At 45.6% G+C, this 22,367-nt stretch carries 24 protein-coding genes and 2 tRNA genes; 6 read left to right on the top strand and 20 right to left on the bottom strand.

Annotation, left to right across the window (positions count from 1 at the left end; translation table 11 throughout):
• The 5 genes from MTF70_RS03435 to mutY all read right to left on the bottom strand — a co-directional run bounded on the left by MTF70_RS03435 (position 1) and on the right by mutY (position 2,900).
• Positions 1-72 (bottom strand) — tRNA-Thr (locus MTF70_RS03435).
• A 66-nt stretch (positions 73-138) separates the two neighbouring features.
• Positions 139-214: transfer RNA gene (locus MTF70_RS03430), tRNA-Phe, on the bottom strand.
• Positions 215-314: 100 nt separating this feature from the next.
• On the bottom strand, positions 315-1,454 hold the full coding sequence (gene mltC, locus MTF70_RS03425) for a membrane-bound lytic murein transglycosylase MltC (RefSeq protein ID WP_005381001.1): 1,140 nt from the start codon (positions 1,452-1,454) through the stop codon (positions 315-317).
• Positions 1,455-1,531: 77 nt separating this feature from the next.
• On the bottom strand, positions 1,532-1,804 hold the full coding sequence (locus MTF70_RS03420) for an oxidative damage protection protein (protein WP_005381002.1): 273 nt from the start codon (positions 1,802-1,804) through the stop codon (positions 1,532-1,534).
• Positions 1,805-1,823: 19 nt separating this feature from the next.
• Positions 1,824-2,900: an A/G-specific adenine glycosylase gene (gene mutY / locus MTF70_RS03415; RefSeq protein ID WP_042521302.1), complete on the bottom strand. Its 1,077-nt coding sequence runs from the start codon at positions 2,898-2,900 to the stop codon at positions 1,824-1,826.
• 203 nt (positions 2,901-3,103) lie between these two features.
• Here mutY and trmB point away from each other — a divergent pair, with 203 nt between their 5' ends.
• From trmB to glsB, 3 genes are all read left to right on the top strand, one after another.
• Positions 3,104-3,823 (top strand): tRNA (guanosine(46)-N7)-methyltransferase TrmB, encoded by a 720-nt coding sequence (gene trmB, locus MTF70_RS03410; RefSeq protein ID WP_005384506.1) that lies wholly within the window; start codon positions 3,104-3,106, stop codon positions 3,821-3,823.
• 17 nt (positions 3,824-3,840) lie between these two features.
• A complete protein-coding gene (locus tag MTF70_RS03405; RefSeq protein ID WP_205461125.1) occupies positions 3,841-4,869 on the top strand; it encodes a DNA methylase in 1,029 nt (342 codons plus the stop codon).
• A gap of 98 nt (positions 4,870-4,967) precedes the next feature.
• Entirely contained in the window at positions 4,968-5,888 is a 921-nt protein-coding gene (gene glsB, locus MTF70_RS03400; protein ID WP_005381007.1) for a glutaminase B, read from the top strand.
• A 90-nt stretch (positions 5,889-5,978) separates the two neighbouring features.
• On the opposite strand, the gene hemW is transcribed toward glsB, so the two are convergent.
• The 7 genes from hemW to MTF70_RS03365 all read right to left on the bottom strand — a co-directional run bounded on the left by hemW (position 5,979) and on the right by MTF70_RS03365 (position 11,036).
• A complete protein-coding gene (hemW, locus tag MTF70_RS03395) occupies positions 5,979-7,157 on the bottom strand; it encodes a radical SAM family heme chaperone HemW (RefSeq protein WP_205461126.1) in 1,179 nt (392 codons plus the stop codon).
• Between the two features lie 18 nt (positions 7,158-7,175).
• Positions 7,176-7,778, bottom strand: coding sequence for an XTP/dITP diphosphatase (locus MTF70_RS03390; protein ID WP_005381009.1), 603 nt, complete (start codon positions 7,776-7,778; stop codon positions 7,176-7,178).
• 118 nt (positions 7,779-7,896) lie between these two features.
• Positions 7,897-8,328: a DUF4426 domain-containing protein gene (locus tag MTF70_RS03385; RefSeq protein ID WP_005381010.1), complete on the bottom strand. Its 432-nt coding sequence runs from the start codon at positions 8,326-8,328 to the stop codon at positions 7,897-7,899.
• A gap of 128 nt (positions 8,329-8,456) precedes the next feature.
• Positions 8,457-8,747, bottom strand: coding sequence for a DUF167 family protein YggU (gene yggU / locus MTF70_RS03380; RefSeq protein WP_005381011.1), 291 nt, complete (start codon positions 8,745-8,747; stop codon positions 8,457-8,459).
• Positions 8,747-9,304, bottom strand: a complete 558-nt coding sequence (locus MTF70_RS03375) for a YggT family protein (protein WP_005381012.1) — start codon at positions 9,302-9,304, stop codon at positions 8,747-8,749. Before MTF70_RS03375 ends, yggU begins: the two co-directional genes overlap by 1 nt.
• Positions 9,305-9,356: 52 nt before the next feature.
• The gene (proC, locus tag MTF70_RS03370) at positions 9,357-10,175 is read right to left on the bottom strand and encodes a pyrroline-5-carboxylate reductase (RefSeq protein ID WP_042521294.1); all 819 of its coding nucleotides are present in this window, start codon (positions 10,173-10,175) and stop codon (positions 9,357-9,359) included.
• Positions 10,176-10,334: 159 nt separating this feature from the next.
• Positions 10,335-11,036: a YggS family pyridoxal phosphate-dependent enzyme gene (locus MTF70_RS03365; RefSeq protein WP_042521292.1), complete on the bottom strand. Its 702-nt coding sequence runs from the start codon at positions 11,034-11,036 to the stop codon at positions 10,335-10,337.
• Between the two features lie 28 nt (positions 11,037-11,064).
• On the opposite strand from MTF70_RS03365, the gene MTF70_RS03360 reads away from it, so the two are divergent.
• Both MTF70_RS03360 and MTF70_RS03355 read left to right on the top strand, forming a co-directional pair.
• Positions 11,065-12,105 (top strand): type IV pilus twitching motility protein PilT, encoded by a 1,041-nt coding sequence (locus tag MTF70_RS03360; RefSeq protein ID WP_205461127.1) that lies wholly within the window; start codon positions 11,065-11,067, stop codon positions 12,103-12,105.
• 30 nt (positions 12,106-12,135) lie between these two features.
• Positions 12,136-13,242: a PilT/PilU family type 4a pilus ATPase gene (locus tag MTF70_RS03355; protein ID WP_005381016.1), complete on the top strand. Its 1,107-nt coding sequence runs from the start codon at positions 12,136-12,138 to the stop codon at positions 13,240-13,242.
• Positions 13,243-13,303: 61 nt separating this feature from the next.
• On the opposite strand, the gene ruvX is transcribed toward MTF70_RS03355, so the two are convergent.
• From ruvX to metK, 8 genes are all read right to left on the bottom strand, one after another.
• On the bottom strand, positions 13,304-13,729 hold the full coding sequence (gene ruvX, locus MTF70_RS03350) for a Holliday junction resolvase RuvX (RefSeq protein WP_005381017.1): 426 nt from the start codon (positions 13,727-13,729) through the stop codon (positions 13,304-13,306).
• 35 nt (positions 13,730-13,764) lie between these two features.
• The gene (locus tag MTF70_RS03345) at positions 13,765-14,328 is read right to left on the bottom strand and encodes a YqgE/AlgH family protein (RefSeq protein WP_005381020.1); all 564 of its coding nucleotides are present in this window, start codon (positions 14,326-14,328) and stop codon (positions 13,765-13,767) included.
• Between the two features lie 127 nt (positions 14,329-14,455).
• On the bottom strand, positions 14,456-15,406 hold the full coding sequence (gene gshB, locus MTF70_RS03340; protein WP_005381021.1) for a glutathione synthase: 951 nt from the start codon (positions 15,404-15,406) through the stop codon (positions 14,456-14,458).
• Positions 15,407-15,419: 13 nt separating this feature from the next.
• On the bottom strand, positions 15,420-16,151 hold the full coding sequence (rsmE, locus tag MTF70_RS03335) for a 16S rRNA (uracil(1498)-N(3))-methyltransferase (protein WP_205461128.1): 732 nt from the start codon (positions 16,149-16,151) through the stop codon (positions 15,420-15,422).
• 113 nt (positions 16,152-16,264) lie between these two features.
• The gene (endA, locus tag MTF70_RS03330) at positions 16,265-16,960 is read right to left on the bottom strand and encodes a deoxyribonuclease I (RefSeq protein ID WP_017635582.1); all 696 of its coding nucleotides are present in this window, start codon (positions 16,958-16,960) and stop codon (positions 16,265-16,267) included.
• Between the two features lie 150 nt (positions 16,961-17,110).
• Positions 17,111-17,608 (bottom strand): SprT family zinc-dependent metalloprotease, encoded by a 498-nt coding sequence (locus MTF70_RS03325; protein WP_054866486.1) that lies wholly within the window; start codon positions 17,606-17,608, stop codon positions 17,111-17,113.
• A 68-nt stretch (positions 17,609-17,676) separates the two neighbouring features.
• The gene (locus MTF70_RS03320; protein ID WP_005381026.1) at positions 17,677-18,474 is read right to left on the bottom strand and encodes a DUF2189 domain-containing protein; all 798 of its coding nucleotides are present in this window, start codon (positions 18,472-18,474) and stop codon (positions 17,677-17,679) included.
• A gap of 402 nt (positions 18,475-18,876) precedes the next feature.
• Positions 18,877-20,031: a methionine adenosyltransferase gene (metK, locus tag MTF70_RS03315; protein ID WP_005381027.1), complete on the bottom strand. Its 1,155-nt coding sequence runs from the start codon at positions 20,029-20,031 to the stop codon at positions 18,877-18,879.
• Between the two features lie 315 nt (positions 20,032-20,346).
• Between metK and tkt the strand changes: the two genes are divergently transcribed.
• Positions 20,347-22,341 carry a transketolase gene (gene tkt, locus MTF70_RS03310; protein ID WP_054866504.1) on the top strand — a complete coding sequence of 665 codons (1,995 nt, stop codon included), beginning with the start codon at positions 20,347-20,349 and terminating at the stop codon, positions 22,339-22,341.
• The last annotated feature ends 26 nt before the right edge of the window (positions 22,342-22,367 follow it).

Raw genomic sequence — 22,367 nt, 5'->3', positions numbered from 1 at the left:
GCCGACTACCGGAATCGAACTGGTGACCTACTGATTACAAGTCAGTTGCTCTACCTACTGAGCTAAGTCGGCACACTTTATTCTTTGTGCTTTTGTCCGTGTTATAACATTTCGTTAAGACACCAACAAATCAAATTGTGGTGCCCGGAGGCGGAATCGAACCACCGACACGAGGATTTTCAATCCTCTGCTCTACCGACTGAGCTATCCGGGCAACGGAGCGCTATTAAACGGATTTTCCCGCGTTGCGTCAACCACTTTTTTTAAATAATTTCAAAAAAGTGGTTGTTCGAACGCTTTTTATTCAACTGTCACTACAAAGTTTGCTTCGAGTTAAATTCCTTTTTGAAATTTGTAACTTTTTCTAGGTAGCGACGCGCTTCTGCGTTCGGGTGTTTCTTGGTTAACGCCCAATAAACTTGGTTGGGTTGCAATGAATTAAGATCTTGCATTGCGCGTTTGCGATCACTGCGATGAAATGTGTTTAAAACTCCTCCAGTACCGCCATTGTAAGCTGAAATCATGCTGTACTCGAGAGAGGTAGGGTGGCGGACTTCTCTTAAATAACGATTTTTTAAGATATAGAAATACGCAGTACCGGTATCTATGTTGTTTTCTGGATTAAACAAATATTCAGGGCTTGGTTGGCCCGAGCGCTTTTTCACGAGTTTGAACACATCTCGTCCCGCTGTTTTAGGTACAACTTGCATTAGGCCATACGCATTTGCCCAACTTACCGCGTATGGGTTGAAACTGCTCTCGGTTTTAATAATGGCGTATATCAAGTCTTCTGGAATGTCGTATTTCTTGGAAGCTCGACGCACGATATCGGCGTATTGGTAGCTGCGAGTTGAAAAGTGGTCTTCAACCATGGGAATTTCGACGTAATACGCTTTCTTGAAATCTACATTTTTGGTTTTTATTTTATTTGCGATGAGGTATTCCGCAAATCGGTTTGCCCGCCAAGACCATTGAATTGGCTTATTGTCTTGGTCGACCACTTGTTTATACAGGAATGGTTGCCCCTCTAACGTGATACCTTTAGAGGAGAATAAGTCGACGTGCGCGGGATCGTCTGGTGTTAATAAGGTGGTGACAATCGCGTCTTTTAGGTGTTTTTGGGGCTCGGTCGGTGATACGGTCTCTATCGTGATCACGCCTTTGCGAAAGTCGACCTCGGCGCGGCTAAGGTAGTTATCGATGTACTTAACGTAATTACTCTTGCCAGCGTACTTGATTTCTTTTTTACCCCAGCGCTTTTGAATATTGCCTGAAAAGCTATTGATTAAGGCATCTAGCGCCGCAGTATCTTTTTCAAATTGTCCTGGTAGCTCAGCTAAGTTATTGGCAAAACGGTTTGTTGGCTCGTAGTTGACGTCATAAATCTTTTCGACGAATTCACGGCTACAGCCTGCCATTAAAAGTGCGGCAGCAATAAAGACAATTTTTTTCATAAGTATCAGAGTTATTGAAGGTAATAGAAAAATGACACCACAAATGGTTGTGATGTCATTGTTTAACTCAAGCGACTTTATTCGCTCGGCGGTGTGTAACCTTCGATATGAACGTCTTTTCCTTCAAAGAGGAAATTTACCATTTCTGTTTCGATCAGTTTGCGGTGTTCTGGATCCATCATGTTGAGTTTCTTCTCGTTGATCAACATGGTTTGTTTGTGTTGCCACTGAGCCCACGCTTCTTTCGAGATGTTGTCGAAAATGCGTTTACCTAGTTCACCAGGGTAAAGTTGAAAGTCTAGACCTTCGCCTTCTTTCTTTAGTCGAGCACAAAATACAGTGCGGCTCATAATGACTCCTTGTATTCAATTAACGAAGTTCGTGGGGTAGCGTTTCCAGCAATAGTTTTACTGGCGCGGCTAAACCGACTTCTTCAGGTTTAGATAAGTTATACCAAAGACCTTTGTTGCCTTCCATTATCACGTCCGGTTGCTTTGATAAATCAATCAAAATTGGCGTGATATCTAGGTGGTAATGGCTAAAGGTATGACGAAAGGTAATCAGTGTTTGCTGCTGTTTGATATTGCTGGCTTGAATGCCGCGTTGATCCAGTAGCAATTCAATGTCGCTTTCTGCATCCACATGTTCGGTTTGTGGGAAGCAGAATAAGCCACCCCAAATGCCTGTTTGTGGTCTTTGCTCCAACCACACCTCATGACCATTTTCGGTGTTGTGGTGAAGCATCACGAAACGAGTTTGCTTGATTGGTTTATCTTTCTTCGGTTTTTTGCCCGGGTAGTCGAGCACATTACCTTGTTGCTTTGCCACACACAGATCAGCAACAGGGCAGAGGCTACATTTGGGTTTGCTGCGTGTGCAGACCATTGCGCCCATGTCCATCATTGCCTGGTTATACTTATCTACATCCGTTTGTGGGGTATGCGTTTCGGCAATTTCCCACAGCTGGTTTTCAACCTTTTTTTGTCCTGGCCATCCTTCGACTGCGAAACAGCGGGATAGAGTGCGCTTCACGTTACCATCAAGAATCGCGTGTGGTTGTTTATACACAGACGATAAAATGGCGGCAGCAGTAGAGCGACCAATCCCCGGTAGGGCGTTCATTTTCTCTATATCAAGAGGAAACTCACCATTGTATGTAGAGGCGACCTCTTGTGCTGCTTTGTGAAGGTTACGGGCTCGGGCGTAATACCCTAAGCCAGTCCAAAGGTGTAGGACTTCATCTTGCTCAGCATTGGCAAGATCGATCACGGTTGGAAAGCGTTCCAAGAAACGTTGGTAATACGGAATAACCGTAGTGACCTGAGTTTGCTGAAGCATAATTTCAGACAACCAGACACTGTATGCGGTCTTATTTTGTTGCCACGGAAGATCTTTTCTTCCATATGCGTCATACCATTCTAGGATGGCACTGGCGAAAGGTGTCACGACTTGCTCTGTATTCTATTATTGGTTAGGTGCAAAATTGCACCACATAATGGGCAAGAAGTACAACGGATAAACAGTAGGGATATAAAGAGGTGTGTCGTTGCTTTTGGGTTGCCATAGACCAAGAGCTCAACAAATACTTGCACCTAAGTAAATTCTTTGGATAATCCCCGTTTTGATTAATCAATGTGCAGGCAAAATCAATGAGTGAAGTAACCACTAACGAATACAACGAAGACGGAAAGCTGATCCGCAAAATCCGCAGCTTTGTACGCCGTGAAGGGCGTTTGACTAAAGGTCAAGAGAGCGCGATGAATGAATGCTGGCCTACGATGGGTATTGACTTCAAAGCTGAACTTCTCGATTGGAAAGAGGTGTTTGGCAACGATAACCCAGTAGTGCTTGAGATCGGTTTTGGTATGGGTGCTTCATTGGTTGAAATGGCAAAGAACGCGCCAGAGAAAAACTTCATCGGTATCGAAGTTCATAGCCCAGGCGTTGGTGCTTGTCTTGCCGATGCTCGCGAAGCGGGAATTACTAACCTGCGTGTAATGTGTCACGATGCGGTAGAAGTATTCGAACACATGATCCCAAATGGCAGCTTATCGACACTGCAATTGTTCTTCCCAGACCCTTGGCATAAGAAGCGTCACCACAAGCGTCGTATTGTTCAATTAGGTTTTGCGGAAATGGTGCGTGAGAAGCTTATCCCTAATGAAGGTATCTTCCACATGGCGACCGACTGGGAAAACTACGCAGAGCACATGATTGAAGTGATGAACCAAGCGCCAGGTTTCGAAAACATTGCTAAAGATGGTGATTTCGTTCCTCGTCCAGACGATCGCCCGCTAACGAAGTTTGAAGCTCGTGGTCACCGTCTTGGTCACGGTGTTTGGGATATCAAATATAAGCGTATTGCGTAACCAGAGGAGTTCATGGGATGTACCATTACGCGATATTAGCGAATCCGGGTCATAACCGAATTTACTTTGATAGCGCAATGACCATTGCCTGTTCTGAACTAAAAGCAATTTTAGCTTCACAAGGCGTGGATGTGACAGAAATTGGTAGTAAAAACGTTGGCTTACCTGCTGCGTTGGTGTTTTCTTGTCAGGAAGCGCTAACCGATGAGCAGGCGCGAAGAATCGCAGCCTCTTCGATTTACTATGCGCTATTTGAAGTGCGCGAAGATGGTTTACTTCGACCAGTTCAAGCGCCCGTATTTAACACTTTCCCGGAAAGTATGAGCCAGATTTTGCGCTACACCGGGAAAACAAACGAGCAGTTTACCCGTTTGATGGTGAATATCGGCATTAGTGCGTCCAATACGGGAAGTGAACAACTGACCTTAATGGATCCAATGTGTGGTAAAGGTACAACCTTATTTGAAGGCTTGATCCACGGTTTGAACGTGGTAGGGGTTGAGATCAACGCCAAGTGGGTGCAAGAGATCCAGACCTTTATTGTTAAGTTCATGAAGAATGGCCGCTTTAAGCACAAAGTGAGCAAAGAAAAGCGCACTGCGGGTGGCAAGAAAGTGGCGGATGGTTTCGTGGTTGAAGCTGCAGCAAATAAAGAAGATTACAACCAAGGCCATCTTCAGTTTATGAAGCTGTATTCGGCTGATACTCGTATCGCTGATCAAGTCGTGAAAAAGAACTCAGTTGATGTGATGGTGTCTGACTTGCCTTATGGCGTGCAGCACGGCAGCAAAAATGCCAAGGACAGCAAACTGAACCGCAGCCCACTAGAGCTTTTAAAAGAGGCTCTGCCTGCATGGAAAGTGGTATTGAAAAAACAAGGTTCAGTGGTGTTGTCTTTCAATGAATTTACATTGAAATGGAAAGATGTCGCGGCATTATTTGAAGAGCAAGGTTGGAAGGTACTTTCAGAAGAGCCTTACATCGGTTATCTTCACCGTGTTGATCAATCTATCAACCGCAATATTATTGTGGCAGTAAAACCATAATCGACTTGAGTCGAACGAACCCTATGGAAAAGCCAACGACACGTTGGCTTTTTTTACCTCTGAGCTCAACGAGCTCTCTTGTAAATAGAAGGTAGAGAATGAAACCGACAGTGGAAATTTTGACAGATATTTTGGCGGAAGTACGCCCTTTAATCGGCCAAGGTAAAGTGGCTGATTACATTCCTGCTCTGGCAAAAGTACCCAGCAACAAGTTAGGTATTGCGGTATACACCAACGAAGGTGAGGTTATTAAGGCGGGTGATGCCGATGAACCTTTCTCTATCCAATCTATTTCAAAAGCATTGAGCTTGACGTTAGCGATGTGCTTGTACAAGCAAGAAGAAATTTGGTCTCGAGTGGGAAAAGAGCCTTCGGGGCAGGCATTTAATTCGCTAATCCAGCTAGAAATGGAGCAAGGTATTCCTCGTAATCCATTTATAAATGCTGGAGCGATAGTAGTGGCAGATTTGTTACAAACTCGCTTATCTGCACCTCGTCAGCGCCTGTTGGAATTTGTGCGTCAGCTTTCTGGTGATACCCATATTGTGTATGACAAAGTCGTTGCGGCATCCGAAATGATGCATGGTGATCGTAATGCGGCGATTGCATATCTCATGCGTTCGTTTGGCAACTTCGAAAATGAAGTGATTCCAGTACTACAAAACTACTTCCACGCTTGTGCGCTGAAGATGAGTTGCGTCGATTTGGCTAAAACGTTTAGCTATTTAGCAAACAAGGGCACATCGGTACAAACGGGTAAGCCTGTAGTTTCTCCTGTGCAAACCAAACAACTTAATGCACTGTTAGCAACGTGTGGCTTGTATGATGGCGCGGGCGAGTTTGCTTATCGCGTTGGAATGCCTGGTAAGTCTGGTGTTGGTGGTGGCATTATCGCGGTAGTACCTGGTGAAATGACCATTTCAGTATGGTCTCCAGAGCTTGATCCTTCAGGTAACTCGCTTGCTGGTACTAAGGCGCTTGAGCTGCTCTCAGAGCGAATTGGCCGTTCAATTTTCTAATATTGGAAATGTGTCAACCTTATTTAGGGTGGTACTGTTTCTAAATAAAAAGCCTCTCAATTGAGAGGCTTTTTTTGTTTTGGGGTTGCGTTACTCTTCGCTTTCTTCGGCCATAAAGGCTTCGAGCAAATCATTAAGGAAGAGCTTCCCTTTTTCAGTAATTTGCCAGTGGGTAGGCGTTTCACTCAGGTAGCCCATTTCTATCGCCCAGTTGATGGTTTCTTGAATCGTACTAATCGGTAAGCCCGTGGTGTCCACGTAATCTTGCTTCGGACAGGCTTCAATTAAGCGGAATCGGTTCATAAAGAACTCGAATGGACGATCTTCATCCGCGACGACATGTTCCGTATGCAGATAAGGTTTGACCATATTTTGATAAGCCGCTAAATAGCCTCGCGGGTGTTTTACCTTTGTCGTTCGAATAATACGTCCGTCGGTAAAACTGAGTTTGCCATGAGAGCCACAACCGATACCAAGGTAATCACCAAAGCGCCAGTAGTTGAGGTTGTGCTGACACTGATAGCCCGGCTTGCTGTAACCGGAGATTTCATATTGCACATAACCCGCGGCTGCAAGTTTTTGGTGTCCGAGCTCGAAAATATCCCACAAGTCATCATCGTCAGGTAGCGTTGGTGGCTTGTAGTAGAACATGGTGTTTGGTTCGATGGTCAGCTGATACCAAGACAAGTGCGGCGGTGCCAACTCAATCGCTTTGTCCAAATCTGCCAAGGCTTGTTCGATGCTTTGATCAGGTAAGCCGTGCATGAGATCGAGGTTAAAACTGTTCAAACCGATTTGGTGCGCCAGCTTAGCAGCATTGACGGCTTCGTCTTGGCCGTGAATGCGCCCCAAACGCTCAAGCTTTTGTTGCTCAAAGCTTTGCACGCCGATAGAGATACGCGTTACACCAGCTTTGCGGTAGCCAACAAAACGCTCTGCTTCGATGGTGCCTGGATTCGCTTCCATGGTGATTTCGATTTCAGGCTTGAACGGAATACGCGCTTCAATGCCCTTAAGTAGACGCTCGATGCCTTCTGCCGAAATCAAACTCGGCGTACCACCACCAATGAAGATTGAATGCAGTGGACGTGGCGCTTCGTTAAGTCGATATTTCTCAATGTCGGTATCCAAATCTTCTAAAAGGGCACTGATGTACTCTTCTTCTGGAATCTCGGTTTTGAGCGCGTGAGAGTTAAAGTCGCAATACGGGCACTTTTGCACACACCAAGGGATGTGTACATACAAGCTGAGTGCTGGGGGCGTTAACATGGTCTAATTCGCTCGTGATTACTGAGACACTTGCTCAGACAGTTGAGCAAACAACGACTTGAGCGCTTTACCGCGGTGAGACAGTTGTTTCTTACGTGCAGGTTCAAGTTCGGCTGACGCACAGTTGTCTTCAGGAACAAAGAAGATAGGGTCGTAGCCAAAGCCATTTTCACCGTGTGCTTCAGTTAGAATTCGGCCTTCCCATTTACCGTGACAGACGATAGGCGTTGGGTCGTTCTCGTGACGCATGAGGACTAATACGCAGTGGAAACGTGCTGTACGCTCTGCTTCTGGTACGCCTTCCATTGCCGCTAGCAATTTTTCTAGATTCTCTTGATCAGATGCGCTCTCGCCTGCGTAACGTGCAGAGTAAATGCCCGGAGCGCCTTTTAAGAAATCGACTTCTAATCCAGAGTCGTCTGCAATGGCAGGAAGCCCTGTTTCTTGTGCGGCATGGCGAGCTTTAATGATTGCGTTTTCAATGAAAGTTGTACCCGTTTCAGCTACTTCCGATACATTGAATTCACTTTGCGCTAATACTTCAAAGCCGAAGTCAGACAATAAATCTGCCATTTCACGAACTTTGCCTTGGTTACCAGTTGCTAGCACAATTTTTTTCATGGGAATCTCTTTTAATAGTGATAGAGGAGAACAAATCGTTCTCCTCTAGATATTCTTTAACTAATAAGTGGTTTTTAGCCTGCTTAGATCCAAAAGCTTTTGGAACATCACAACCCAATTACTCTTCAACATAAAACTTCTGGGTGAATTTAAGCTTACCTGAGCCTTTGTTTCCAGCTTTTACGTCAATATCGAAAGTAAAAGTTTCTTCGTGGGTAATTGGTAGTTCGGCTAAATAGTATATCGCATTGCCTTCTTTGACTTCACGAAAGGTCAAGGTCTGAGTTTGGCCGATAAGGTTCTTCGCGCGTCCAGCAATTTTTGCTTCTAATGCTGGTTTACCCAATGAAGCTCTATCTAACACGCTAATATTAACCACAGCGAGGTATCCATTACGTTTGATATCGTAGCTACGTGCGACTTTGGGTGTTAGGAATGTTGAGTTAAACGCGACATAGTGTACTTCGATATCTTTCATATTTTTAAACTGATCGGCGAAGCTTGGTAACGACAACAGGCTAATCAGTAATGCGGTAATCCATTTGCTCATTGTTACTTCCTCAAAGCACTTGTTATAAAACAACCATAGCTGCAATTTTACCTTGGTCAGGGGGTAAAAAATGCGTACTCAGTCGTTGGTATTAGTAAGTGTGGTACAAAATCGTAAATAAAAAGCCATCATATGATGGCTTTAATTTCTGTCGGTATCTGGGTAGGCGATTCTATCCGAATTTGTTTGTGCCGTCCTAATTCACCTTTTTCTATGTGAACCAAACCCTTAGCGATTTTAAACTGCTTGGCTAAGAACTTAGTTAGGTGTGCATTAGCTTTGCCATCGACAGGTGGAGCAGTAATGGCGATTTTTAACTCTTCACCATGCAAGCCAACGATTTTATCGCGGCTAGCTTTAGGTTGAATATAGAGCTTCAGGATGATGTCCTCACCATCTTGCCAAACTGCAGCTGACATTATAGCTGGAACCAAATTGGACCAATGATATCGCCCATTAAGAAGTTCGCGAACTGCAAGCCGATAAATAACACCAGTACGCTTAAATCAAGACCACCAATAGCCGGAAGAATACGACGGATTGGAGCGCACATTGGCTCGGTCAGTTGATGGAATACGTACTCGATAGGGCTGCGGCCTTGGCTTACCCAGCTCAAAATTGCACGGATCAATAGTACCCAGAACAATAGGCCACCTGCGGCTTTGATTAATGATAGTAAGCCCAAGAATAAGAAGTCAGCGCTGAAAGAGACGGAACCGTTCGAAGCTATTAGGATAAGCACGACAAATTTAAGCACACACAACACGTAGGCAAACAACACGGTTGCTAGGTCAATATTCCCCACGGAAGGGATAACGCGGCGCAATGGACCAATGACCGGCTGAGTCGCTTTTACTATAAATTGCGAGAATGGGTTGTAGAAGTCTGCGCGTGCAGCTTGCAACCAAATTCGCAAAATTACGACCATGATGTACAGGTCAAATAGGGTTGAGATGAGAAAACTCATTGAATTCATAAGGTACCCTTAACAAGTGATGGATGATACTAAACGGAGTTCATCCAAATAATTAAAACAGTTTTTCCATTTCTTCCGCGCGAGCCACAGCAGCTTGCATGGCTTTAGCGACAATATCTGAAAGTTGATGTTCGTTGAATGTACGCAGTGCTTCTGCCGTTGTCCCACCTTTCGATGTTACGTTCTCACGCAGGGTTGATAGCTCAGTTTCTGGGTTGCTAACCACCATACTGGCCGCGCCCAGTGCCGCTTGCTGAACCAATAGTCGAGCGGTCTCTTTATCAAAGCCTTGCTCAATCGCTTCTGCTTGCATCGCTTCCATAAACAGGAAGAAGTATGCTGGAGCACTGCCCGCTGCGGCAATCACATTATTGATGCCAGACTCTTGCTCAACCCAGCATACTTTACCGACCGATTCCATTAACTCTGCGGCAAAAGCTTTGTCGTGCTCGGTTACATGAGTTGGTGCGAATAAACCACTCATACCCAACCCAAGTTGTGATGGCGTATTTGGCATAACACGAACCAAGTTCAATTTGGTGGCTAGCATATCATCCAATCGTGAACAGTTGATGCCTGCGGCAATAGAAATCACCAGTTTATTAGTGAAATCGATCGATTGCAGTGGTTTACAGACATCAGCCATCATTTGCGGTTTTACAGACAATACCACCACATCCGCCTCGGTCGCAGCTTGGATGTTATCGCTGGTGGTACGGATGCCAAAATCTTGTTCTAGCAGAAGGCGGCGAGCCTCTGAAGGAGCTGTCGCGGTAATGTTTTGCGCTGGGTATCCGTTAGCAACCAAGCCTGAAACAATGGCTCTCACCATGTTGCCAGCACCAATGAAGGCGATTTTTTTATGTTCCATTTGTCTGATTTCCATCATGATATTTAGAATTTGTTGTGCGCCCAGGTGTATAATGGCGCCGCTGTTACTTACTGCTCCTATTGGCGAGTAAGATGATTGCGCATTTACGCTCTAACGATTGACGACATAACTTATGTCGCGAGTGAACGTTTTGTTGATTTAGCTGTAGTCTCGTGCGCCGAAAATAGCGGTTCCAATACGAACCATTGTACTACCAGCTTCGATTGCAGCGGTCATATCACCACTCATTCCCATTGATAATGTATCGATTTCTGGGAACTGTGCTTCGAGTGTTTGCTTCAACGTAGCCAACTTCTGAAATTCACGGAGTTGTGATTCGTAGTCAGACACGTTGGCAGGAATCGACATCAACCCTCTTAAAGTGAGGTTGGGTAGGCGAGAAATCAACTCCGCCAGCTCGAATACTTCCGCTTCAGTGACGCCAGATTTAGATACCTCACCACTGGTGTTAACCTGAATCAGAACTTGTAGCGGTTTAAGTTCGCTTGGCCGCTGATCATTCAGGCGTTGAGCAATCTTGGTTCGATCGATGGTGTGAACCCAATCGAAATGTTCAGCAACAAGTCGCGATTTATTCGATTGAATCGGGCCAATGAAGTGCCATTCGATTCGATTATCTGGATAATGCTCGGCAAAGTGCTGAACTTTACTGACGCCCTCTTGAACGTAGTTTTCACCAAAGGCGGTTTGTCCCGCTTGGTAGGCTTCGAGAATTGCCTCGACAGGTTTAGTTTTGCTTACCGCTAGAAGTTGCACTGACTCTGGAGTTCGACCACATTTTTGCTCGTCATATCGAATTTGAGAGGTGATATGTTCAATATTTTGTTGAATACTACTCATAGCTGTACTTTAGACTTAAGGATTTTAAATGGATATCACTGAGTTACTGGATTTTAGTGTAAAACATAATGCCTCGGATCTACATCTTTCTGCAGGTGTCCCACCAATGGTTCGTATTGATGGGGATGTAAGAAAACTAGGCATTCCAGCGTTTACACACCAAGAAGTGCATCGTTTGGTTTTCGAAATCATGAACGATGCCCAGCGCAGTGAGTTCGAAGAAAAACTCGAAGTCGATTTCTCTTTTGAGTTGCATAACGTTGGCCGTTTCCGTGTCAACGCTTTCAACCAATCTCGCGGTTGTGCGGCAGTATTCCGTACCATTCCAAGTAGCATTCCAACTCTGGAAGAGCTAGAAGCGCCAGAGATCTTCAAAAAAATTGCGAACGCTGAAAAAGGCTTAGTTCTGGTCACTGGCCCAACAGGTTCAGGTAAATCGACGACCTTAGCAGCCATTGTTGACTACATTAACCGTAATCACAACAAGCACGTACTCACAATTGAAGATCCGATTGAATTTGTTCACAACAACAATAAATGTTTGATTAACCAGCGTGAAGTTCACCGTGACACCCATAGTTTCCAAAACGCACTGCGCAGCGCATTGCGCGAAGACCCAGACGTTATTCTGGTTGGTGAGATGCGTGACAAAGAAACCATCAGCCTTGCCTTAACGGCGGCAGAAACGGGTCACTTAGTTTTCGGGACGTTGCACACCAGCTCGGCGGCAAAAACCATTGACCGTATTATCGATGTGTTTCCTGGTAGTGATAAAGATATGGTTCGCTCGATGCTATCTGAGTCCCTTCGTTCGGTTATCGCGCAAAAGCTTCTGAAGCGTAATGGTGGTGGCCGTATTGCATGCCATGAAATTATGATGGCAACGCCTGCGATTCGCAACTTGATCCGCGAAGACAAAGTCGCGCAGATGTATTCGATCATTCAAACAGGTGCGGCTCACGGCATGCAAGCCATGGAGCAAAATGCTCGTCAGTTAATGGCGCAAGGCATGGTTGCTCGTGAAGAGGTCGATAGTAAGATCGGATTAGAAGTGCAGCAATTCTCGTAACGTTCATACAGATAATGGTGAATACGGAAGATGGATCTAGATAAATTTCTCGAAGGCATGCTGGCGCTGAAAGCGTCGGATCTTTACATCACGGTTGGAGCGCCAATTCTATTTCGTGTGGATGGCGAATTGCGTCCGCAAGGGGAAAAACTCACCGAGAGTGATGTGGCTGCATTACTCGATAGCGCTATGGAACCAGATCGGCGTCAGGAATTTCGTAAAAGTCGCGAGTCGAATTTTGCCATTGTGAGAGATTGTGGTCGCTTCCGTGTGAGTGCCTTTTTTCAACGCGAGTTACCAGGCGCAGTGATTCGTCGTATTGAAACCAATATTCCTACTTTTGAGCAGTTAAAGTTACCGTTAGTGTTGCAAGATTTGGCGATAGCTAAGCGTGGTTTGGTGCTGGTGGTCGGTGCTACTGGATCGGGTAAATCGACCACCATGGCGGCGATGACAGGCTATCGAAACAGCAATAAAACCGGGCACATTTTGACGGTCGAAGATCCGATCGAATTCGTGCATGAACACAAGCGCTGTATCGTGACTCAACGCGAAGTTGGGTTAGATACGGAAAGCTATGAAGTTGCGCTTAAAAACTCGCTGCGCCAAGCACCAGATATGATTTTGATTGGTGAGATCCGTAGCCGTGAAACAATGGAATACGCGATGACCTTCGCCGAAACGGGTCACCTGTGTATGGCAACGTTGCACGCCAACAATGCAAACCAAGCTTTAGAGCGCATTCTTCACTTGGTACCGAAAGATCAAAAAGAACAATTCTTGTTCGATTTGTCGATGAACCTAAAAGGCGTGGTTGGTCAGCAGCTGATCCGAGATAAAAATGGGCAGGGACGTCATGGTGTATTTGAGATCTTGCTAAATAGCCCACGTGTGTCGGATTTGATTCGTCGCGGAGATTTACATGAGTTGAAGTCAACCATGGCTCGCTCAAATGAGTTTGGTATGCTGACGTTCGATCAATCTCTTTATAAGTTAGTGATGCAAGGTAAGATCAGCGAAGAGGATGCACTACATAGTGCCGACTCGGCGAATGATCTGCGCTTGATGTTGAAAACGCAGCGTGGTGAAGCATTCTCTACGGGCAGTTTGGCAAACGTTAAGATCGATATGGATTAATCCAATCCAGAAACAAAAAAGGTTGGCAGGAGCCAACCTTTTTTCATTGTGCTTGAAGTGTTTACTCACCCCAAAGGGCTTCAAACCAGCTTTCTAGAATCACCACTGCTGACTGGCAGTCAACATTACCTTTCGATAGGGCTTTGTAGCCGCCCATGCTGAACAACTCCGCACGAGCTTCTGCAGTAGATAAACGCTCATCATGCAGTTCAACTGGCAATCCGTATCGGCCTTGCAGACGCTTAGCAAATTTTCGTGCACGAGGGGTTATGGTCTCAAGGTCTTTACCATGCAGATCGGTCGGTAAACCGACCACTAGCAAATCTGGTTGCCACTCTTTGATTTGCTTTTCGATATCGTCCCAGTTTGGAATACCGTCATTGGCTTTAAAGGCTTTTAATGGGGAAGCTGTACCAGTAATTTCTTGGCCAATAGCGCTACCAATGCTTTTGGTTCCAAAGTCAAAAGCCATAATTGTGCGTGACATAAGGTGTCTCTATCTAATGTAACTGTATATTTGGACTAAGCATGTCCAGAGTCTGCTGAAAGGTGACTTGGGTCGATACCCAGCTTTTCGACCGCTTTCTTCCAACGCTCGTTGATTGGTGTATTAAAGATAATTTCAGGCGTCGCTTCAATGGTGAGCCAAGAGTTTTCGACCAGCTCACTTTCTAATTGGCCTGCACTCCAACCGGAGTAGCCCAGTGCCACTAGGTAATCACTTGGTTCTGCTTCTGTTCCTAACACCGAAAGAATATCACGCGAAGTGGTTACCGCGAGGTCATCGGTCATTTGGACGCTGGACTCGTAGTAATCTTTGGGTTTATGCAAAATAAAACCACGATCTTCCGAGATTGGGCCGCCATTGTAGACTGGTCTATCTAGACTGGCTTCAAATAGGCGCGGGTGTACTGGCTGAACTTCCACCTGCTTGAGCATGTTGCCGACGGTGATATCAACAGGAGCATTGATCATCAGCCCCATAGCGCCGTCTTCGTTGTGCTCACAAACGTAGATCACGCTGTTTTGAAAGTACGGATCTTTCATCCCAGGCATGGCAACCAAAAAGTGATTTGTGAGATTCATACTCATACTGACCCTTAACTCTCGTAAATGCCCTTAAGCAAACATCATACAATTTACATCTAGGTATGTGCATGAGTTTGCTTAAGTTAATGTACTACGCTCTCTATTAACTGTAATACAGTTTGAGTTATTCGCCTTTTACTCGACGCTCAATCGCATCCATCAGCTTGCCTGTGATTGAGATATCAAAAGCTGCTTCAATTTCGCGAATACAGGTTGGGCTGGTGACGTTGATTTCTGTTAGCTTGTCGCCAATTACGTCAAGGCCAACAAAGATAAGGCCTTTTTCTTTCAGTGTCGGAGCAACGGTTTGCGCAATTTTGAGGTCGGTTTCGCTTAGCGGACGAGCTTCACCAGTACCACCAGCGGCTAGGTTGCCGCGCGTTTCGCCTTTAGCAGGAATGCGTGCTAGACAGTAAGGCATAGGTTCGCCATCTACCACTAGGATACGTTTGTCACCGTTGCTGATGTCTGGCACGAAGGTTTGTGCCATTGCGTAGTTTTGACCGTGGTTAGTCAATGTCTCGATGATTACAGAGACGTTTGGATCGTTTTCTTTTACACGGAAGATGGACGCGCCACCCATACCATCAAGCGGTTTCAGGATGACATCACCATGTTTTTCACGAAATTCTTTAATTTTTTCTGCTTTTCGCGTCACGATCGTTGTAGGTGTCAGCTCTGGGAACCATGCTGTAAACAGCTTTTCGTTACAATCACGTAAGCTTTGAGGCTTGTTAACGATCAGTGCACCCTGTTCTTCTGCACGCTCAAGGATGTAAGTCGCGTAGATGTATTCAGTATCAAACGGAGGATCTTTACGCATTAGCACCGCGTCTAGCTCAGACAGTTCGATAGTTTGCTCTGATTTGAACTCGTACCAACCGTTTGGATCTTCTTTTAGTTCTACCACTTTAGTATCTGCAATGGCAACGCCTTGATCGAGATGCAGATCATTCATTTCCATGTAGTGGATTTCATAGCCGCGTCGTTGCGCTTCAAGCATCATGGCAAAGCTAGAGTCTTTTTTGATGTTAATGGACGAGATTGGGTCCATTACGATACCGAGTTTGATCATTATTTTTCTCCGTTTAACCAAGATCGCCGAAACGAACTTGTAAGGCTGTAATTGCTGTCAGAGCCGCTGTTTCGGTACGCAGAACGCGAGGGCCGAGTAGCGTTTCTTCAAATTGGTATTCTCGAGTCATCTCGATTTCTTCAGACGATAAACCGCCTTCAGGACCGATCAGTAGGCGCACTTTTTCAACCGGGGTTGGCAAAGTGTTGATTGAGTATTTAGCACGAGGGTGAAGGTTAAGCTTTAAACCATCGTACTCTTCTTTACACCACTCTTCCAAGCTCATAATTGGACGAATTTCGGGCACGACATTACGCCTACATTGCTCACAGGCACTGATAGCGATTTTCTGCCATTGCGCGAGTTTTTTCTCAAAACGCTTTTGATCAAGCTTGACGCCACAACGTTCAGAAATCAGAGGAGTGATGGTATTGACGCCAAGTTCAACAGACTTTTGGATGGTGAACTCCATCTTATCGCCACGTGAAATGACTTGACCAAGGTGCAGATCTAAAGGGGATTCAATACTGTTTTCTACGCGCTCGGTGATGTTAACCAAAACTGATTTCTTGCTGACTTCACTGATAACCGCTGGGAACTCTGCGCCACTGCCGTCAAAAAGGAGAACGTCTTGGCCTTCTTTCATGCGCAAAACACGACCGATATGGCCTGCTGCGTCGTCACTTAAAGCAAGTGAGCCAAGTTGATGAATGGTTTCTGGATGATAAATTCGAGGGGTACGCATGAGATTTCCAGCAAGAGAATAAACTTAAACCCTAACATGGATGCTTTGCACCGAAAAAACAAGGGGCAAGAAGCGTTTCAATATCAGTAATTGGAACGCTTCGAGGTCGGAGGTTACAGTGCGCGGCAGGCTTCTTGAACAAATGGGTTGTGATTGCCCTGTACTTTTGCAATGCGCTCGTCACGCTCACATTCCCATTTATCGACAGGATAGGTTTTGTTCCAAGCACTCATTAATTGCGTTTGCTGCTTCGACAGTTTGAAACCGTACTCTTTGCTCATGTATAGATAGGTACGAGCAATTGAGCCACGCGCACGGTCTGGTGGCATGACTTTACGCTGCTTAAAGTTCACTTGCATCTCACAGCGACCATAACTCACGCCATCCATACCGTTCCATTGGCTGAAGTTGTAGTTCGAACGGTCACCGTTTACTTCACCAATAGCAGGAGTTAGGTTGTGCAAGTCTGCTTCCATCAAACGAAAAGTTTTGTCTTTTTTCTTACAGTTTTTACGTCCGCCATCTTGCCAGCATTGACGCTGGTGGCCAAATTGCCACGCAGGAACCACATGCTCCCATTCGATTCGTGCAGCCCGTTTTTCTTGTTTACGGACTTGGTAACCGCAAGAGGCTAAATCGGGTGAGCCTTTCTTGCCTTGCCATTGAATGTTACAGCCACAGTAGAAGCTTGTTGGGTGGTCTTGATAAATTTTGACCGCCTCACGTTTGGCTGCAGAGAATGAGCTCGGTGGCGCGGCAATCGCAGTGCTAGAAAGCGCGATAAGCAACAGAGAGAATAAGTATTTCATGATAAAAGTCTTTATAAAGTATGGCTTTATTCATGATAACACGCATAAAATAGCTTTAGTGATGAGTAAGTTAACAATAAGTGGGGAAGGGAAGGTTTTGATCAACTCGATCTTTGTTTTGGGAACGCAGGTAACACTATGAGGTAAGGGCTACGATAATTGAATGCCGGTGAAGTTAAGTGGTTGGCGGCATTTTTGACAAGAGTACGTCGCCTCTTTGCGCAGTACTTTATTATGACGGCGAATCGATAGAGGGTAGGTCATACAACCACAACGATACTCAAAGGTTTTACCTTGAACGGATTTTACTTCAAAGTTGTGAGTGGTTTTGGCTGGTACGTTAAATACGGCTTCCATGACGCCTTTCCATTCTTTGCCGTGAGGCCTAACTCGCCCGTAAACCTGATAAGTAATCAGGTGTGCTACTTCATGAGGAATGACTTCATCTAAGAATGCTTGGGTGTTTTCGCGAAATAAAACAGGGTTTAGGCGTACTTGATTTAATTGAAGGTAGGCCTTTCCTGCCGCTTTCCCACGGACGTCGAAGGTGATTGTTGGAATCGGGAAAGAACGTTTGAAAGCTTGTTCTGCCATCGCGATACAGCCCGCCATCACTTGCTTGGCTTTATAGCTGAGTTCTATATCCACAATTCACCTCGATAAATCAAATAAAAAAGCCCCCGCATTTGCGAGGGCCAGATCATAGCATCAGTTAATTATGGTGTGTGTTTTTTCTTGATGGTGGCATGGTAAGCGTGCCATGTACCGTAGCCTAGAATTGGCATGGTAAACAACATTCCGATCCCGTAGGTCGCAAAGCCGATAAGAATACCGCCACAGATGATCGCTGCCCAAACAATCATTGCTGGAATGTTGGATTTCACGGCATTAAAGCTGGTAAATACAGCGGTCATCATGTCTACGCGACGCTCCATCATGAGCGGAATAGAAAAGGCTGAAATACTAAACACCACACAAGCCAAAACAAAGCCAACTAAAGAGCCGATGACAAGGAAGGGTAGAAACTCACTTAAAGGTGCCCCTTGAACAGAAGGGTAGAGCGCATGAAGTAGAGCGGCAATGCGCATCCAAAATATCATACACACTGCGAGTAACACGGCGAACGCCCATTGAGATGTTGAGTTACGACCGATCGCTTTCATTGAATGGAACAAGCTTGCTTTGTGTCCGCGCTCTCTCTCCCAACTGGCATCATACAAGCCCAGCGCGAGAAACGGACCGATTAACATGTAAACAATCAAACTGGGCATGACGACCAAGTGTGTGCCTTGCCACTGTACGAGCAAAACAATGCCTATGGCAGCTGCCATAAAACAGATGCCATAGAAAGCACTAATAAGCGGCATTCGCACGAAATCATGCAGACCTAATGCGAGCCAATGAAAAGGTGCAGAAAGATTGACCGTATTGCACGGTATAGTTCTGGCGTATTCGTTGTCTGGCACTTCCTTTCGTTTGTTGTGGAAGTCCGATGGATTAACAGTTCGAGGCATAACTCCTCCTTGATTTATTCCCACATTATCCGCTTATACCAACTGACAGCGGTTTTTGTTCAGTCAAACTTGAAGCGACTTTTTCAAGTTTACATCTGAGCATTGGCTTAGTTTGGTATCGGCCATAAAGATGCCTGACTCATGTCTTTACTTAAGTGTTGCTTCCACAGTCGCCAGCATCCGACGTCTCTATTTAAATTGGAGTTAACAATATTTTAACTATTGGCGGAGATGGGATAATTTACAAATAATTGCTTAAAATTTATTCGGTATAAAAATGAGGGAGAAACAGGACTGCTTTGTGGGGCAGGGCGGTATGAGCCGAAATGGCTAGATAAAAGTTGCTGAAAATAAAAAGCCCCCGCCATAGGCGAGGGCTTGATTGATTCTTGCTTGGCTTGATTATTTGATGCCAGCGAAATCGCGTAGAAGTGCAGCTTTGTCTGTCGCTTCCCACGGGAATTCTTCACGACCGAAGTGACCGTAAGCCGCTGTCTTCTTGTAGATAGGTTGAAGAAGGTTAAGCATTTCTTGTAGACCGTATGGACGTAGGTCGAAGAATTGACGAACCGCTTCAATGATGATGTCGTGAGATACTTTCTCAGTACCGAACGTTTCCACCATGATAGACGTTGGATCAGCAACACCGATTGCGTAAGAAAGTTGGATCTCACAACGGTCAGCCATGCCTGCGGCTACGATGTTTTTCGCTACGTAGCGTGCTGCGTATGCTGCACTACGGTCAACTTTTGATGGATCTTTACCAGAAAACGCACCGCCACCGTGACGAGCTGCGCCGCCGTAGGTATCTACGATGATCTTACGACCAGTTAGACCACAGTCACCCATAGGACCACCGATTACGAAGCGACCGGTTGGATTAATGAAGAAGTTTGTTTCTTTGTTGATCCACTCAGAAGGTAGCACTGGCTTAATGATCTCTTCCATTACCGCTTCACGCAGGTCTGAAGTTGAGATTGAGTCACAGTGTTGAGTTGAAAGAACAACCGCGTCGATACCAACGATGTTACCTTGATCGTATTGGAATGTTACCTGAGATTTTGCATCAGGACGCAACCAAGGTAGTGTGCCGTTTTTACGAACTTCTGCTTGCTTTTGAACAAGACGGTGAGAGTAAGTAATTGGCGCTGGCATTAGTACTTCAGTTTCGTTACAAGCGTAACCAAACATGATGCCTTGGTCGCCTGCACCTTGTTCTTTAGGGTCAGCTTTATCAACACCTTGGTTGATATCTGGCGACTGTTTACCGATTGTGTTTAGTACCGCACAAGAATCTGCGTCAAAGCCCATATCTGAATGTACGTAGCCGATTTCACGAACGGTTTCACGAGTTAACTCTTCGATGTCTACCCATGCTGAAGTCGTGATTTCACCACCCACCATTACCATACCGGTTTTAACGTAAGTCTCACATGCAACACGAGCCTTTGGATCTTGCTCTAGAATCGCGTCAAGAACCGCATCAGAAATCTGGTCTGCAATTTTATCTGGATGACCTTCTGATACTGACTCAGAAGTAAACAGGTGCTTAGCCATGTTAGCTCCACTATATCTGGTTTAAAACTGGGGAATGATAAACTCTCCAGCGCAAATTAATACTAATTTTTGTAGGTGTATCTACATCTAGACGTCTATTCTAAATTTGATTGCTCGAATTACAAGCTCTTTTTTGGTTTTTGTTATAACCAAACGTTTGCCTGATTTATTGATAATTTTAAGAACTTCGAACGATTTGGCGCGAAAGGTGCAATATTTGTGAGGTTTTGGACTGGAAAACGTTTGCACACCCAACAGGGCTTTGAGAGAATTATGACCTACTTTTCGTTTCGCTTAATGTACTCAGGAGCAGACATGTCGTCTCGTAAACATCTTGCCAATGCAATTCGTGCTCTAAGCATGGATGGTGTTCAACAAGCTAACTCAGGCCACCCAGGCGCACCAATGGGTATGGCTGATATCGCTGAAGTTCTTTGGCGCTCTCACCTAAACCATAACCCTTCAAACCCAGAGTGGGCCGACCGCGATCGCTTTGTGCTGTCAAACGGTCATGGGTCAATGCTTATTTACTCTCTACTGCACTTAAGCGGTTACGAGCTATCTATTGACGATCTGAAAAACTTCCGTCAATTGCACTCAAAAACCCCAGGTCACCCAGAGTACGGCTACGCGCCTGGTATCGAGACAACAACGGGTCCTCTAGGTCAAGGCATCACTAACGCTGTTGGTATGGCGATCGCAGAGAAAGCACTAGCGGCACAGTTCAACAAAGAAGGTCACGATATCGTTGACCACTTTACGTATGTGTTCATGGGTGACGGCTGTCTAATGGAAGGTATCTCGCATGAAGCATGCTCTCTTGCTGGGACGTTAGGTCTAGGCAAACTGATCGCGTTTTGGGATGACAACGGCATTTCTATCGACGGTCACGTTGAAGGCTGGTTCTCTGACGATACACCTAAGCGTTTTGAAGCGTACGGCTGGCATGTAATCCCAGCAGTCGATGGTCACGACTCAGACGCGATCAACGCAGCAATTGAAGCAGCAAAAGCGGACCCACGTCCTACGCTTATCTGTACCAAAACAATTATCGGTTTCGGTTCTCCTAACAAGTCTGGTTCGCACGACTGTCACGGTGCACCACTAGGTCACGATGAAATCCAAGCGGCTCGCGAATACCTAGGTTGGGAGTACGGCCCATTTGAGATCCCGGCAGATGTTTACGCTGAGTGGGATGCAAAAGAAGCGGGCGCCGCGAAAGAAGCAGCTTGGAATGAAAAATTCGAAGCATACGCTGCAGCTTACCCTGCTGAAGCGGCAGAGCTTAAACGTCGTCTAAACGGCGAACTTCCTGCACAGTGGGAAGAAAAAGCGAACCAAATCATTGCTGATCTCCAAGCAAACCCAGCGAACATTGCATCACGTAAAGCATCGCAAAATGCACTAGAAGCGTTTGGTCAAATGCTTCCTGAGTTTATGGGTGGTTCTGCTGACCTAGCGCCTTCTAACCTGACCATGTGGTCTGGTTCTAAGTCTCTAGAAACGGAGGACTTCTCTGGAAACTACATCCACTATGGTGTACGTGAATTCGGTATGACTGCTATCATCAACGGTATCGCATTGCACGGTGGTTTCGTTCCTTACGGCGCAACATTCCTAATGTTCATGGAATACGCTCGTAACGCAATGCGTATGGCTGCGCTGATGAAAATTCAGAACATCCAAGTTTACACGCATGATTCGATCGGTCTTGGCGAAGATGGCCCAACTCACCAACCTGTTGAGCAAATGGCGTCTCTACGTGTAACTCCAAACATGAGCACATGGCGCCCATGTGACCAAGTTGAGTCTGCAGTTGCATGGAAACTAGCGATTGAACGTAAAGATGCACCAACTGCACTTATCTTCTCTCGTCAAAACCTAGCGCAACAAGAGCGTACTGCTGAACAAGTCGCAGACATCGCGAAAGGTGCTTACATCCTGAAAGATAGCGAAGGTAAGCCTGAGCTAATCCTTATCGCAACAGGTTCTGAGGTTGAGCTTGCAGTGAAAGCCGCTGAGCAACTAACTTCAGAAGGCAAGAAAGTACGCGTTGTTTCAATGCCATCAACAGATGCATTCGACAAACAAGACGCCGCTTACCGTGAAGCTGTACTGCCATCAGACGTAACGGCACGTATCGCTATTGAAGCGGGCATTGCTGATTTCTGGTACAAGTACGTTGGCTTCGACGGTCGCATCATCGGTATGACAACATTCGGTGAATCTGCACCTGCTGGTCAGCTATTCGAGATGTTTGGCTTCACGACTGAAAACGTAGTGAACACAGCAAAAGAATTGCTAGCGTAATTGCAGGACCGTCTAAACAGTCGAAC

Origin of the sequence: Vibrio sp. 2CM40D (assembly GCF_023161825.1) — a bacterium.
Classification (GTDB): Bacteria; Pseudomonadota; Gammaproteobacteria; order Enterobacterales; family Vibrionaceae; genus Vibrio; species Vibrio alginolyticus.
This window is presented reverse-complemented; position numbering and strand designations above follow the sequence as displayed.